A 15,092-nucleotide genomic window follows, 5' to 3' on the forward strand; every position below is an offset into this window, starting at 1 on the left:
TTTTGAAGGAGGAAACCATGGGAAGAAGAGAAATGAGAGAACATATCTTTAAGCTTCTGTTTTTAAGGGAGTTTAATGAGGCTGAGGAAATGCCTCAGCAGATAAAGCTGTATTTCGACGCTATGGAGGAGCTGGCTCCCACAGAGCAGGCCTACATGGAAGACAAGTATGGAAAGGTACAGGAACATCTGGAGGAGATCGACAACATATTAAACGAAAAATCCACAGGCTGGAAGACAAAGAGAATGAGCAAGGTAGATTTAAATATCCTTCGTCTGGCTGTATATGAGATGAAATATGATGAGGATGTTCCGGTGAAAGTGGCCATCAATGAAGCTGTGGAGATCAGCAAGACCTTTGGAGGAGAGGATTCCGCCTCCTTTATTAACGGAATTCTGGGAAAAGTAGCAAGAGAGGCATTATGAACAGTATCTATTCCGTAGGACAGGTCAATACTTATATTAAAAACATGTTTAACCAGGATTTTATGCTGAACCGGATCTATATCAAGGGAGAGGTGTCCAACTGTAAGTATCATACCTCAGGACACATTTATTTTTCCCTGAAGGATGAGACGGGGACCATATCCTGTGTGATGTTTGCCGGCCAGAGAAAAGGCCTGGCCTTTCCTATGAAAGACGGAGACCGGGTGGTGGCAGGAGGCAGCGTCAGCGTTTATGAAAGAGACGGAAAGTACCAGCTCTATGCCAGAGAGATTACCCTGGAGGGGGCGGGACTTCTCTATGAGAGATTTCTGGCCCTGAAAAAAGAACTGGAAGAAATGGGAATGTTTGCCCAGGAATACAAACAGCCTATTCCCAAATACGCCCGGAAAGTAGGAGTGGTCACTGCTCCTACCGGTGCTGCCATACAGGATATCCGGAACATTGCAGGAAGACGGAATCCCTATGTGCAGCTTGTCCTTTACCCGGCCCTTGTCCAGGGAGATGGGGCTGTTCAGAGCATTGTAAAGGGAATTCAGACCCTGGACAGACTGGGCGTAGATGTTATAATTGTAGGAAGAGGAGGAGGCTCCATAGAAGATTTATGGGCCTTTAATGAAGAGGCAGTGGCCAGAGCAATCTTTGACTGCCGGACTCCGGTAATTTCCGCTGTGGGTCATGAGACAGATACCACCATTGCAGATTATGTGGCGGACCTGCGGGCCCCCACTCCTTCCGGCGCTGCAGAACTGGCAGTAGCAGATATACGGACATTTTTTGATTCTCTGGAGAATTACCAAAGAAAAATGGACAGAGCTATGGAAAACAGGCTTCTGATGTTGAGACAAAATCTGAAGTATTATCAGACCCGGCTGGAACATGGCAGCCCCCGGTACAGGATTCAGGAAATGAGGACCCGGCTCATGGATATCGAAGAAAAGCTGGAGACCTCTATGAAAAATCAGATTTATCTGGCAAGACAGAGGCTGGATATTTATATCGAGCGGATGAAAGGCCTGTCTCCTTTGGACAAACTGAATCAGGGCTTTTCCTATGTAGAAGACAAGCAGAGACATGCAGTGACCAGCATTACCCAGGCAGAAGTAGGAGACCGGCTGGTCATCCGGGTCACAGACGGTTCTCTGGAGACGGAGGTAAAGAGCAAAAAGCAGGAAGAGAGGAGCGTAAAAAATGGAACAGACAGAAAATAGCAGACAGGAGACCACCATTGAAGAGTCCCTCAAAGAACTGGATGACATCGTGGAAAAGCTGGAGAGCAGAGAAATTTCTCTGGAGGAGTCTTTTACTATGTACCAGAAAGGTATGGAGCTTTTAAAGCAGTGCAGTGGAAAAATCGACAAAGTCGAGAAAAAAATGCTGAAAATAAATGAAGATGGTGATCTAAGTGAATTTTAGAGATGAGTTGGAAAAAAGAACAGAGAGAGCGGAGCAGGTCATCGGGAAATTTCTTCCTGCTGAAGAGGGCTTTTCAAAAAATCTCATAAAGGCCATGAATTACAGCATGGAGGCAGGGGGGAAGCGGCTCAGGCCTATTTTCCTGGGAGAGATGTATCAGGTCTGCGGCGGAGAGGGAGAACTGGCAGAACCTTTTATGGCAGCAATTGAGATGATACACACACACTCCCTGATCCATGATGATCTCCCTGCTATTGATAATGATGAATACCGCCGGGGAAAAAAGACTACACATGTGGTTTTCGGAGAATCTGCGGCTATTCTGGCAGGTGACGCTCTTTTAAACTACGCCTATGAAACGGCCTTCCGGGCTTTTGGCATGGCAAAAGATGATAAAGCCCTTAGAAGGGCGGCCAGAGCTTTGGAAATCCTGGGAAAAAAGACCGGGATCCGGGGAATGTTAGGGGGCCAGGGAGTAGATGTGGAGAATGACGGAAAGCCTTTAACGAGAGAGATGCTGGAATATATATACATTAATAAGACTTCAGCCCTTATTGAAGCCTCACTTATGGCAGGCGCCGCCCTGGCAGGTATGGAAGACCTGGAAAAGATAGAAACTATCGGCAGATATATCGGCCTGGCTTTTCAGATTCAGGATGATATCCTGGATGTAACGGGAAACCAGGAAGAGCTTGGCAAGCCGGTGGGAAGTGATGAAAAAAATCATAAGACAACCTATGTTACGCTGGAAGGAATGGAAAAAGCGGGTCAGGAAGTGGAAAATCTGACAGAGGAAGCCCTGAAGCTCCTTGATGAGCTGCCAGGGGACACGGAGTTCTTAAAAGAACTGTTTCTTTCTCTGTGTACCCGCAGAAAATAGAGGTGCATAGCCCATGCTGTTAGATGAAATAAAGAAAGAAAACGATATAAAGAATATACCTCTGGAGCAGCTTCCCCAGCTTGCAGGGGAGATCCGGACCTTTCTTCTGGAGCATTTAAGCAAAACAGGAGGCCATCTGGCTTCGAATCTGGGGGCAGTAGAACTGACTATGGCCCTCCACTATGTGCTCTGTCTCCCTGAGGATAAGATTATCTGGGATGTGGGACACCAGTCCTACACCCATAAAATCCTTACAGGGAGAAAAGAAGGATTCGAACATCTCCGTATGCTGGGAGGAATGAGCGGATTTCCCAAGCGGAGTGAAAGTCCCTGTGATTCTTTTGACACAGGACACAGCTCCACTTCTATCTCAGCGGGAATGGGGTATGTGTGTGCCAGAGATCTGAATAAAGAGAACTATCAGGTGGTTTCTGTTATCGGAGACGGAGCCCTGACAGGAGGCATGGCCTATGAAGCCCTGAACAATGCCTCACAGCTGAAATCTAATTTTATCATTGTGCTCAACGACAATGAAATGTCTATCTCCAAGAATGTGGGAGGAATCTCCAGTTATCTGGGAAACCTGCGCACTGCGGAAGGGTATAATGACCTGAAAATTGAAGTGAAAAAAGGGCTGAACCGGATTCCGGGAATCGGACCTGCCACAGTGAAGAAAATCCACAAAGCGAAAGACAGTATGAAAAGGCTGCTCATTCCGGGGATGTTTTTTGAAGATATGGGCATTACTTATCTGGGCCCTATAAATGGACATGATTGTGCCAGAATGATCCAGGTATTCCAGGAGGCCAGGAAAATCCAGGGCCCGGTGCTGGTTCATGTAAAGACGGAAAAAGGAAGAGGTTATGAGCCGGCTATGCGCCATCCGGCCAGATTCCACGGTACCGCTGCTTTTGACCTGGAGCATGGAATTCCTTTAAACAAAAATGGAAAAGCCAACTACACCGATATTTTTTCTACAGTTATGCGGAAATTCGGAGACCGGGAGGAAAAGGTGGTAGCTGTTACCGCTGCAATGCCTGATGGAACCGGACTGAAAAGATTCCGTAATATGTTCCCGGACAGATTCTTTGATGTGGGGATTGCAGAGGAACATGCAGTGACCTTTGCCGCAGGACTGGCTCTGGGAGGCCTGATACCGGTGGTGGCGGTTTATTCTTCTTTCCTTCAGAGAGCCATTGACCAGATCATAGAAGATGTGTGTCTCCAGAAACTTCATGTGATCTTTGCCGTAGACCGGGCAGGATTAGTGGGAAGCGACGGAGAAACCCATCAGGGCTGTTTTGACCTGACCTATCTGTCTATGATCCCCAATATGACAGTAATGGCTCCCAAGAATAAATGGGAACTTTCCGATATGCTGAAATTTGCAGTGAAATATCAGGGCCCCATTGCTATCCGTTACCCAAGAGGTGAGGCTTATGATGGATTAGAAGAATTTCGGGCTCCCATTGTCCTGGGACGCAGCGAATTTCTTTTTGAAGGGGAAAAGACAGCCCTTCTTCCGGTGGGAAGTATGGTAAAGACCGGGGAGAAAGTGTACCGTCAGTTGAAGGAGGATGGGGAGAACCCGACTCTGATCAATGCCAGATTTGTAAAGCCCTTAGATGAAAAGATGCTGGACTTTCTGGCAGCCGGCCACAGCCTGATCGTTACAATGGAAGAGAATGTGAAGACAGGAGGCTTTGGTATGGCAGTAGCTGACTATATGCGGATGAACCATCCTCAGGTTCAGGTACTGATTTTTGCAGTGCCGGACCAGTTCGTGGAGCATGGAAATCCGGAAAAACTGAAAGAAAAACTGGGACTGGACCCGGTATCTATTTACGAGAAAATCAAGGAGGCCAGATAAATGAAAGAGCGTCTGGATGTCTTGCTGGTAAAGCGGGGCCTGGCGGCTTCCAGGGAAAAAGCCAAGGCAGTGATCATGGCTGGAAGCGTATTTGTAGACAATCAGAAGGAAGATAAGGCCGGCACTATGTTTCCCGATACGGTTCAGATTGAAGTAAGGGGAAATACCTTAAAATATGTAAGCCGGGGAGGACTGAAGCTGGAAAAGGCCATGACCCACTTCGGGCTGAGCCTGGATGGCTGTGTGTGCATGGATGTTGGTTCTTCCACGGGAGGCTTTACAGACTGTATGCTCCAGAACGGAGCAGTAAAAGTTTACTCCATAGACGTAGGCCATGGGCAGTTAGACTGGAAACTGCGGAACGATCCCCGGGTAGTCTGTATGGAAAAGACCAATATCCGCTATGTTACGCCTGAGGATCTGGAAGAAAAAGCAGATTTTTCTTCTATTGATGTGTCCTTTATATCCCTGACCAAAGTGCTGTCTCCTGTCTATGAACTGCTGAAAGACCAGGGACAGGTAGTCTGTCTTATTAAGCCTCAGTTTGAAGCAGGAAGAGAAAAGGTGGGAAAAAAAGGCGTAGTCAGGGATCCGGCAGTTCATCGGGAAGTTATAGAAAAAGTCACAGCCTTTGCCTCTGAGACGGGCTTTGCTCTGCTGAATCTGGAGTATTCACCTATTAAGGGGCCAGAGGGAAATATAGAATATCTTCTTCACCTCCAGAAAAAGCAAGAGGGGGTTCCAGAAGATGGAAATATAGACATAGATGGAATTGTGGCCCAGGCCCACAAAGAACTGGATAAATAGTTATGGATAATTTTTATATTATTGCAAACAGTGATAAAGACGAAGGACTGAAGATTGCTTCCCGGGTGGCAGGATACATAAAGAGCAAAGGAAAGAACTGCTATATCCGTCCTGCATCTACGGGGACCAGAGATAATCTTCATCACTATACGGACATAAATCAGATTCCTCAGGAAGTGGAATGTGTGCTTGTACTGGGAGGAGACGGAACCCTCCTGCAGGCGGCCAGAGATGTGGTCAGCCGGCAGATTCCTCTTTTGGGGATTAATCTGGGAACTTTGGGATATCTGGCAGAGATTGACAGCGGATCTATTGAACCGGCCCTGAATCATCTTATGGCAGATGAATATACCATTGAAAAACGGATGATGCTTAATGGGAAAGTATATCACCGGGGAAAAATGGTGGCAGAGGATGTGGCGTTAAATGATATTGTTATCGGAAGAGATGGCCCTATGGGAGTGACCAGGTTCCGAAATTATATCAACCAGGAATTCCTTAACGCTTATGCGGCAGACGGAATTATTATTTCTACGGCTACAGGCTCTACAGGATACAGCCTTTCAGCAGGAGGCCCTATTGTTTCCCCGGAGACCAATATCATGCTCATGACTCCTATCTCTCCCCACACCTTGAATACCCGGAGCATTATCTTCCCCGGCGAGGACGAGATTGGAGTGGAGATTGCTCAGGGAACTCACAGGGGAAATGGAAAGGCAGTGGCATCTTTTGATGGAGATACCAACATTGCCATGAATGTGGGAGACAGAATCGTGATCCGCCGGTCTGTAAAAGATACCAGGATCATTAAGATCAGTAACATCAGTTTTTTGGAGGTGCTCCGCACCAAGATGAGAGATTAGGAGGCAGATATGAAGATTGCCAGACATTCAAAAATTATAGAATTGGTCAATCATTATGATATCGAGACACAGGAAGAACTGGCTTCCAGGCTGAATGAGGCCGGATTTCGGGTGACTCAGGCCACTGTTTCCAGAGATATCCGGGAGCTGAACCTGACAAAAGTTGCAAAGCCAGGAGGAGGATCCAAATATATGGCTGTAACCTCTCAGGAAACTCCTGACGGAGAAAAATATATCCGGGTTCTGAGAGAAGCTTTTGTATCTATGGACGCGGCCCAGAATATCCTGGTGATCAAGACAGGAGTGGGAATGGCAAACGCAGCGGCGGTAGCCCTGGATCATATGAACTGGCGGGAAGTAGTGGGCAGTATTGCAGGAGACGATACTATTGCATGCTTCAGCAAAAGTCCTGAGGAAACATTGCAGCTTTTGAACAAAATAAAGAAAATCATCAATCAGTAAAAACGGGGTGGATCAGAGATGTTGGTGCATTTACATGTGAAGAACCTGGCGCTGATCCAGGAGGTCCAGGCAGATTTTGGACCGGGACTGAATATACTTACAGGAGAGACCGGCGCAGGAAAATCTATCTTAATGGGTTCCGTGAATCTGGCCCTGGGGCAGAAGATGTCCAGAGGCATGATCCGGGAAGGCGCACCTTATGCCCTGGTGGAACTGGTGTTTCAGGTAGATTCCTGTACAGAGGAAAAACTAAAAGAGCTGGATGTTTTTCCGGAAGAAGGTCAGGTTATCATAACCAGAAAGCTTATGGAAAATCGCAGCATCAGTAAAGTCAATGGAGAGGCCAGCACGGCAGGAAATATTAAAAAGATCGCAGCTCTTTTACTGGATATCCACGGACAGCATGAACATCAGTCCCTTCTTTATCCGGAGAAACAGATGGAGATTCTGGATGAATTCGGCGGCGGGGAGATTCTTGAAAAAAAAGAAGGAGTAAAAGGTTTTTACATAGAGTACAGCAGGCTGAAAAAAGAGCTGGAAAGCTATCAGATAGATGAAGAGCAGCGGCGGCGGGAAATGGGATTTTTGGAATATGAGATCCAGGAGATTTCCCAGGCCCAGCTGAAGCCAGGAGAGGACCAGGAACTGGAGACTGTCTACAGAAAACTTGCAAATGGAAAGAAAATAACGGAAGGCCTTGGCAGCGTATATCAGATTACCGGATATGAAGGAGAAGGGATGGGAGCCCAGATGGGAAGAGCCATGCAGAAAATTTCCCAGATCCGGGAATATGACAGTGAACTGGAAAATATTTACAGCTCTATGGAAGACATGGACAGTCTTCTCAACGATCTGAACCGGGAATTGTCCTCCTATCTTTCGGAATTTGTTTTTTCAGATGAAGAATTTCAGGAAACGGAGAACCGTCTGGACCTTATTAATCATTTAAAATCCAAATATGGACATACTATTGAGGAAATTCTTTCTTACCAGGGTGAAAAAGAGAAAGAACTGGAAAGACTGGAAAATTTCCAGGCCAGAAAAAAAGATTTGGAAAGAAGGCTGGAGGAGCAGGAGATGCTTTTAAAGAAAGCTTCCCAGGAACTTACCAGATGCAGAAAAGATTGGGCTTCTATGCTGGAGGAGAAGATTATCCAGAGCCTTCAGGACCTGAATTTCTTAAATGTGGAATTTCATATTTCTTTCAGGGAAAAAGAAAGTTATACAGCCCAGGGAAAAGACAGTATAACGTTCATGATCTCTACCAATCCGGGAGAACCGGTGCTGCCTTTGCAGCAGGTGGTATCAGGAGGAGAACTTTCCAGGATCATGCTGGCAATCAAGACTCTGCTGGCAGATAAAGACCAGACGGAGACCCTGATCTTCGATGAGATTGACACCGGGATCAGCGGCAGGACTGCCCAGAAGGTAGCAGAGAAAATGAAGGTTATCGGAGAGAATCATCAGGTTCTGTGCATTACCCATCTTCCGCAGATTGCTTCTCAGGCGGATTACCATTATCTTATAGAGAAAAATGTGGAAAATATGGAAACAAGTACCAGGATCCGCAGACTTTCTTATGATGATTCTGTAGAAGAGCTGGCCAGAATGCTGGGCGGCGCAAAGATAACCGATGCGGTTCTGCAAAATGCTGCAGAAATGAAAGATTTGGCACAGCAACAAAAAAATACAAGATTGAAATAGACAAAAGGTCACATAATAAAAAGGGTACACAGTAGTGTGTATCCTTTTTTCGTATAAAATTAAGAGAGGATGTGATTTTTTGTCGAAAAAACGTAATTATCGTCTCTTTCTTTTCGGATTTTTATTAGCGGACCTGATAGCTGCGGGAGTTCTTTCTCTGGAAGAACTTAAAGACAGGATACCGGATACGGTCTATATCCGGTATGGACAGGAGGAAGGCCTGGGGGATTCTCTGGATATTCCTCTGATAACCTATCCAGAGACCATTGACGTGTCGGACAGAGGAAGCTATCAGATTCCCTGCTCGCTCTTGGGAATGCTCCCCCTGAAGAATGTACAGGTAGAGACGGTAGAGGATCAGTGGGTCTGCGTTTCAGGAAATCCTGTTGGACTGTACATGGAGACTCAGGGTGTGCTCATCGTAGATACGGGAGAGATTACAAACCAAAATGGTATAGCCCTGGAACCTGCGGCAAACATTGTCCAGCCAGGAGACTATATCCTGGAGGTAAATGGAAAAACAGTTTCCAGAAAAAGAGAACTAATTGCAGAAATTGAAGACTGCCAGGGGGAGAATGTAGAGCTGGTGGTAAATCGAAAGGGAGAAGAGATTCCCCTGTCTCTGGAGCCTGTGCTTACCCAGGAAGAAAATTATAAGCTGGGAATTTGGGTAAGGGATAATACCCAGGGAATCGGTACTATTACCTATGTGGATGAGAAAGGCAGATTCGGAGCCCTGGGACACGGTATCAGCGACACAGACACAGGAGAACTTCTGGATGTATCGGGAGGCGAACTTTATCAGGCCCAGATCGTTTCTATAATCCGGGGAGCCCAAGGCGTTCCGGGAGAACTTTCTGGTTATATTGAATATGAAGACGAGAAAAAAATCGGAACCATAGAGAAAAATACAGATATCGGGATTTTCGGCCAGATTTTTTCTGACACCCAGATTTCTGGTGAAAAGGTGAAGATCGGATACAAACAGGAAGTAAAAAAAGGAAAAGCCCAGATTCTTATGCAGTTAGAGGGAAAGGTGGAATATTATGATATAGAGATCACAGATATATACAGCAGTCAGCAGGATACCAATAAATCTTTCCAGATACAGGTGACAGATCCTGAGCTCTTGGCAAAGACAGGAGGAATCGTTCAGGGAATGAGCGGCAGCCCGATCCTTCAGGATGGAAAACTCATCGGCGCGGTAACTCATGTTTTTGTTCAGGATTCTTCAAAAGGATACGGGATTTTCATTGAAAATATGCTGGAATAAATCCAAACACTCTGGGAAGAAAATATGAAATATGTCGAAAAAGAAGAAAAGTTATCAGAATATATCGCTAATTGTAGTATGATTTAGCTTGATTCTGAAAACCACAAATAATATAATACTAATAGTCTTTAGGAATGGCGATTCTAGAGGGCGCCCGTCATTTCCTGAAGAATATGGCAACAAATATATGGAGGATAAGTAATGGAGAAGTTAAATGTCGCTATAGCAGATGATAATGAAAAAATGTTAGATTTACTTGGAAACCTGATAAATGAAGACCAGGAGCTGGAGTTAGTAGGACATGCCAGCAACGGCGCCGAAATATACGATATTATTAAGGAAAAAGAGCCCGATGTAGTCCTTCTGGACATTATAATGCCCAAAGTGGACGGTCTGACTGTTATGGAACGGGTAAGCAAAGATGTTGAACTGAAAAAGCATCCGGCCTTTATCGTCGTTTCTGCAGTAGGACAGGAACAGATTACAGAGGACGCTTTCCAGCTGGGAGCCAATTATTATATCCTCAAACCCTTTGACAATGACATGCTTCTGTCCAGGATCAAACATATCCGCCAGGAGAAAGAAGGCAGAAAGAAAGACCTGCGGAAAGTAAATGCCTATGAAAACAGTACCAGTTATTATGAGAGAAATCTGGAAGCAGATGTGACCAATATCATACATGAGATCGGCGTTCCCGCCCATATAAAAGGATATCAGTATCTCAGAGATGCCATTATCCTTTCTGTAAACGATATGGAAATGCTCAATTCCATCACAAAAATCTTATATCCTACCATAGCGAAAAAGCATCAGACCACACCAAGCAGGGTAGAAAGAGCAATCCGCCATGCCATTGAAGTGGCCTGGAGCAGGGGGAAAATGGACACTATCGACGAACTTTTCGGATATACGGTAAGTACAGGAAAAGGAAAACCTACCAATTCAGAGTTTATCGCCCTGATTGCAGATAAAATCAGGCTGGAATATAAAAAATAACACAATATACCTGGATTCCTTTAAAAAATCACTTTTCTTTGCATAAAAAATGGGGTATAATATCGTTAGATTTAGTCCGAAAAGGACAAAGAATCAGAATGTCTGGCAAGGAGGGTATTTTAAGGTGAAAAAGATATTATTTGTGGCCTCAGAGGCAGTGCCTTTTATAAAGACCGGGGGATTAGCAGACGTTGTAGGCGCATTGCCCAAGTGTTTCGACAAAAACTATTTTGATGTAAGGGTTATTATTCCGAAATATTTATGCATGAAGGAAGAGTATAAAAACCAGCTTCAGTATATTACCCATTTTTATATGGATATTGGCTACAGAAGAGAATATGTAGGCATTATGCAGCTGGAATATGACGGTATTAAGTTCTATTTCATTGACAATGAATATTATTTTTCAGGATATCAGCCATACGGAGACATCCGTTTTGATATTGAAAAATTTGCCTTTTTCTCAAAAGCAGCTCTTTCTATTCTGCCTACCATTGACTTCAGACCGGACCTGATCCACTGTCATGACTGGCAGACCGGACTGATTCCAGTATACTTAAAAGACGGATTCCAGGACAGCCCCTTCTATCAGGGAATTAAGACAGTTATGACCATACATAACTTAAAATTCCAGGGAACCTGGGACATTAAGACCATCCGTGAGCTGACAGGACTGCCGGCTTACTTCTTTACACCAGATAAATTAGAGGCATACAAAGATGCCAATCTGTTAAAAGGCGGTCTGGTATATGCAGATGCCATTACCACTGTAAGCAATACTTATGCAGAGGAGATCAAGACGGAATTCTACGGAGAAGGCCTTGACGGACTGATGAGAGCCCGCAGCAATGACCTCAGGGGTATTGTCAATGGTCTGGACTATAATGAGTGGAATCCGGAAACAGATCCTATGATCGCAAAGAACTTTAATGCCAAGACCTTCCGGAAGGAAAAGGTAAAGAATAAGACGGCCCTCCAGAGAGAGCTGGGATTAAACGAAGATCCAAAAGCTATGATGATCGGTGTCGTATCCAGGCTTACAGATCAGAAAGGATTCGACCTGGTGGCTTATGTAATGGATGAACTGTGCCAGGATAACGTACAGATCGTAGTTCTGGGAACTGGCGAAGAGCGTTATGAGAATATGTTCCGTCATTTTGCATGGAAGTATCAGGGCAAAGTATCTGCCAATATTTTCTATGACAATGCACTTTCCCACAGGATTTATGCTTCCTGTGACGCTTTCCTTATGCCGTCCCTTTTTGAGCCCTGCGGCCTGAGCCAGCTGATGAGCCTTCGTTATGGAACCCTTCCTATTGTAAGAGAGACCGGAGGTTTGAAAGATACCGTAGAGCCTTATAATGAATATGAGAGCACCGGCACCGGATTCAGCTTTAAAAATTACAATGCTCATGAGATGCTGGGAACCATTCGTTATGCGGAAGGCGTATACTACGATAAGAAGAGAGAATGGAATAAAATGATTGATCGGGCCATGGCAAAAGATTTCTCCTGGAATAATTCTGCAAAACAGTACGAGGAGATGTACAATTGGCTGATCGGAGGTTGAACATAGAAAATTAAAAATGGGCTGCTGCATTTAACATATGTTAAGAGTGAAGGACTCTGGAACTTTGTTAAAGGCGGCAGTTCTTTTTATCCTGATTTATGGAGCCTATTTCTTACTTACCTATTTTGGCAGCAAAAGGATTATCCGAAATCCTTAATGTCACATAAAAATCCGGATTTTTGTCATACTAACTGTGGAAACTAAATTTAAGGAGGAAAAGATCATGACAGAAATTTCGGTATTAGACCTTCAGAATCTTCGTCATCTCATTGGTGGTTTTGACACTACCCACTGTAAAATGCAGGACTACGCCCATGAGGCTCAGGACCCTCAGGTGAAGCAGTTTTTCCAGAAATCAGCCCAGTCTGCTCTGGAGAGCAAGCAGCAGCTTATGAAATTTTTACAGTAGGAGGTGGAGAAGATGACAGATAAGACAATGGTGGCAGATACTTTGGCAGGGATCAACGGCGAATTGGTACGCTACGGAGAGATGATCTCTCAGACAGAGAATTCCCAGTTAAAACAGGTGCTGAAACAGATGCGGAACCAGTGCGAAATGTCTCAGGAGGAAATCTATCAGATTGCCAGAGCCAAGAGCTATTATGTTCCAGCAGCCTGTGCAAAACCTGAAGAAGTAGCCCATGTGCGTTCTGTGCTCAGCCAGCCTGCTGTTCAGTAAGAAAAATCCGAAAACCATAGGGATAAGAAAAAGTCCTTTCCTCTTTTTGGGGGGAGAGGGCTTTTTTCACAGTTTTCAACAGGATTGAAAAGAGGATTTTTGGTGATTTTCCTGGGATTTACAGGGGACTTTGGGACGTGTTATAATTTTCATAAACATATCAGAGAAATACATTCTATATTCTCAGAGAAGGTACAGAGCACCTCTTCCTCACAGCTCAGGCTCTTTCCGGATTCCCCCGGTTCCCAGATAAATACCCCTCTAACACAGGTAAAGAGTAAAAGAAACAGTTGACAATCCCTGAAAACTATACTATCATTGGATACATAGGCGAACATAAGTTCGTAGAAGGAAACAGCGAAATAAAAGGAGAAGAAAAATGGCACAGATGGTGAAAGAAGATAAATTAAAGGCATTAGATGCCGCTCTTGGACAGATAGAGAAACAGTTTGGCAAAGGCTCTGTGATGAAACTGGGAGATTCTGCAGCCAACATGAACGTGGAGACAGTTCCTACAGGCTCACTGAGCCTGGATATCGCTTTGGGCATGGGCGGGGTTCCAAAGGGAAGGATCATTGAGATTTACGGACCGGAGTCCAGCGGTAAGACCACAGTAGCTCTTCATATGGTGGCAGAAGTGCAGAAAAGAGGAGGCATTGCCGGATTCATTGACGCAGAGCATGCTCTTGATCCGGCTTATGCCAAAAATATCGGCGTAGATATTGATAACCTGTATATATCACAGCCGGACAACGGAGAGCAGGCCCTGGAGATCACAGAGACTATGGTCCGCTCCGGAGCTGTGGATATCATTATCGTGGACTCTGTTGCCGCACTGGTACCCAGGGCAGAGATTGAGGGAGATATGGGTGATTCCCATGTAGGACTCCAGGCAAGACTGATGTCTCAGGCTCTGCGTAAACTGACTGCCCATATCAGCAAGTCAAACTGTATCGTGATCTTTATCAATCAGCTTCGTGAGAAGGTAGGCGTGATGTTCGGAAATCCGGAAGTAACTACCGGTGGCCGGGCTCTGAAATTTTACTCTTCTGTCCGTATGGATGTAAGAAGGATCGAGACACTGAAACAGGGCGGAGAGATGGTAGGAAACCGTACCAGGATCAAAGTAGTGAAGAATAAGATCGCTCCTCCTTTCAAAGAGGCAGAATTTGATATTATGTTTGGAGAAGGCATTTCCAAAGAAGGTGATGTGCTGGATTTGGCAGCAGACCTGGGAATCGTAAATAAAAGCGGCGCCTGGTATGCTTATGATAATGCCAAGATCGGACAGGGACGTGAAAACGCAAAGAAATATCTGAAAGAAAATCCTGCTGTTCGCGAAGAGATTGAGAAAAAGGTGAGAGAGCATTACGGACTGGCTGTAGAGGAAGGAACTGAAACAGCAGGGAAGGAAGCGCCGGCTCAGGAAACTCTCCCTCTTGATACAGAAGAAGCATAAGGAGAATGCAGATGACTGTTACAGAGATCAGACCTGTGACAAAACAGAAATATCAGATAGAAGTGGAAGGCCATTCGCCTTTTGTCCTGTATAAAGGAGAAGTATTCCGGTACCATATAGAGAAAGACCGGGAAATTTCCCCGGAAATATACAGGGAGATTATAGAAGAAGTGCTGACAAAGAGAGCAAAGCTCAGAGCTCTGCATCTTTTGGAACAGGGAGACAGGACAAAAAAAGATCTGGAAGAAAAGCTTCTGAAAAACGGATATCCTCCGGAAGCTGCAGAAGCGGCGCTGGCCTATGTGGAATCCTTCCACTATATTGATGATAAAAGGTATGCCCTGTCTTATATTCAGAACCAGAGCGGAAGGAAAGGCCGGGCCAGGATTCAGATGGAGCTTCGCAGAAAAGGTGTTCCTCAGGAATATATTGACCAGGCCTTTCAGGAAATGGAAGAAGAGACGGACACGGAAGCTGTGATCCGGGAACTTGTTCAGAAGAAGCGAAGAGGGCAGGGGCCCATGGATGAAAAAGAGAAGCAGAGGCTTTACGGATTTCTCCTTCGCCGGGGATTTTCTACTTCAGATATCCTCTCTGTATTGAGAGAATTTTCGGAAGATGATGAAGGGAACCTGACATAGGGTTCCCTTGTATAAAATATACATAGACC

16 protein-coding genes are annotated in these 15,092 nt (G+C 45.2%); all 16 read left to right on the top strand.

What is annotated here, in order from left to right:
• Nucleotides 1–17 precede the first annotated feature (17 nt).
• The 16 genes from nusB to B5G00_RS01885 all read left to right on the top strand — a co-directional run bounded on the left by nusB (nt 18) and on the right by B5G00_RS01885 (nt 15,063).
• Complete coding sequence (gene nusB / locus B5G00_RS01805; RefSeq protein WP_087267564.1) at nt 18–425, top strand: transcription antitermination factor NusB; 408 nt, start codon at nt 18–20, stop codon at nt 423–425.
• On the top strand, nt 422–1,654 hold the full coding sequence (gene xseA / locus B5G00_RS01810; RefSeq protein WP_087267568.1) for an exodeoxyribonuclease VII large subunit: 1,233 nt from the start codon (nt 422–424) through the stop codon (nt 1,652–1,654). The genes nusB and xseA overlap by 4 nt, the downstream gene beginning before the upstream one ends.
• Entirely contained in the window at nt 1,635–1,859 is a 225-nt protein-coding gene (gene xseB, locus B5G00_RS01815; RefSeq protein WP_087267571.1) for an exodeoxyribonuclease VII small subunit, read from the top strand. The genes xseA and xseB overlap by 20 nt, the downstream gene beginning before the upstream one ends.
• Nucleotides 1,849–2,739 (top strand): polyprenyl synthetase family protein, encoded by an 891-nt coding sequence (locus B5G00_RS01820; protein WP_087267574.1) that lies wholly within the window; start codon nt 1,849–1,851, stop codon nt 2,737–2,739. The genes xseB and B5G00_RS01820 overlap by 11 nt, the downstream gene beginning before the upstream one ends.
• Before the next feature lie 13 nt (nt 2,740–2,752).
• A complete protein-coding gene (gene dxs / locus B5G00_RS01825) occupies nt 2,753–4,609 on the top strand; it encodes a 1-deoxy-D-xylulose-5-phosphate synthase (protein ID WP_087267577.1) in 1,857 nt (618 codons plus the stop codon).
• Nucleotides 4,610–5,416 (top strand): TlyA family RNA methyltransferase, encoded by an 807-nt coding sequence (locus B5G00_RS01830; RefSeq protein WP_087267580.1) that lies wholly within the window; start codon nt 4,610–4,612, stop codon nt 5,414–5,416. It abuts the gene before it with no gap.
• 2 nt (nt 5,417–5,418) lie between these two features.
• Nucleotides 5,419–6,279 (top strand): NAD(+)/NADH kinase, encoded by an 861-nt coding sequence (locus B5G00_RS01835; RefSeq protein ID WP_087267583.1) that lies wholly within the window; start codon nt 5,419–5,421, stop codon nt 6,277–6,279.
• Between the two features lie 9 nt (nt 6,280–6,288).
• Nucleotides 6,289–6,741: an arginine repressor gene (locus B5G00_RS01840; protein ID WP_087267586.1), complete on the top strand. Its 453-nt coding sequence runs from the start codon at nt 6,289–6,291 to the stop codon at nt 6,739–6,741.
• A gap of 18 nt (nt 6,742–6,759) precedes the next feature.
• On the top strand, nt 6,760–8,445 hold the full coding sequence (recN, locus tag B5G00_RS01845) for a DNA repair protein RecN (RefSeq protein ID WP_087267589.1): 1,686 nt from the start codon (nt 6,760–6,762) through the stop codon (nt 8,443–8,445).
• Between the two features lie 79 nt (nt 8,446–8,524).
• On the top strand, nt 8,525–9,718 hold the full coding sequence (spoIVB, locus tag B5G00_RS01850) for a SpoIVB peptidase (RefSeq protein WP_087267591.1): 1,194 nt from the start codon (nt 8,525–8,527) through the stop codon (nt 9,716–9,718).
• Nucleotides 9,719–9,919: 201 nt separating this feature from the next.
• Nucleotides 9,920–10,714, top strand: coding sequence for a sporulation transcription factor Spo0A (gene spo0A / locus B5G00_RS01855; RefSeq protein ID WP_087267594.1), 795 nt, complete (start codon nt 9,920–9,922; stop codon nt 10,712–10,714).
• Between the two features lie 124 nt (nt 10,715–10,838).
• Nucleotides 10,839–12,284, top strand: a complete 1,446-nt coding sequence (gene glgA, locus B5G00_RS01860; RefSeq protein ID WP_087267597.1) for a glycogen synthase GlgA — start codon at nt 10,839–10,841, stop codon at nt 12,282–12,284.
• A 223-nt stretch (nt 12,285–12,507) separates the two neighbouring features.
• Nucleotides 12,508–12,693: a hypothetical protein gene (locus tag B5G00_RS01865; RefSeq protein ID WP_087267600.1), complete on the top strand. Its 186-nt coding sequence runs from the start codon at nt 12,508–12,510 to the stop codon at nt 12,691–12,693.
• A 12-nt stretch (nt 12,694–12,705) separates the two neighbouring features.
• Nucleotides 12,706–12,963: a spore coat protein gene (locus B5G00_RS01870; protein ID WP_087267602.1), complete on the top strand. Its 258-nt coding sequence runs from the start codon at nt 12,706–12,708 to the stop codon at nt 12,961–12,963.
• A 388-nt stretch (nt 12,964–13,351) separates the two neighbouring features.
• The gene (gene recA, locus B5G00_RS01880; RefSeq protein ID WP_204247315.1) at nt 13,352–14,422 is read left to right on the top strand and encodes a recombinase RecA; all 1,071 of its coding nucleotides are present in this window, start codon (nt 13,352–13,354) and stop codon (nt 14,420–14,422) included.
• Between the two features lie 11 nt (nt 14,423–14,433).
• Nucleotides 14,434–15,063: a regulatory protein RecX gene (locus B5G00_RS01885; RefSeq protein ID WP_087267612.1), complete on the top strand. Its 630-nt coding sequence runs from the start codon at nt 14,434–14,436 to the stop codon at nt 15,061–15,063.
• Nucleotides 15,064–15,092 lie beyond the last annotated feature (29 nt).

Source organism: Blautia sp. An46, assembly GCF_002161645.1.
Lineage (GTDB): Bacteria > Bacillota > Clostridia > Lachnospirales > Lachnospiraceae > Blautia > Blautia ornithocaccae.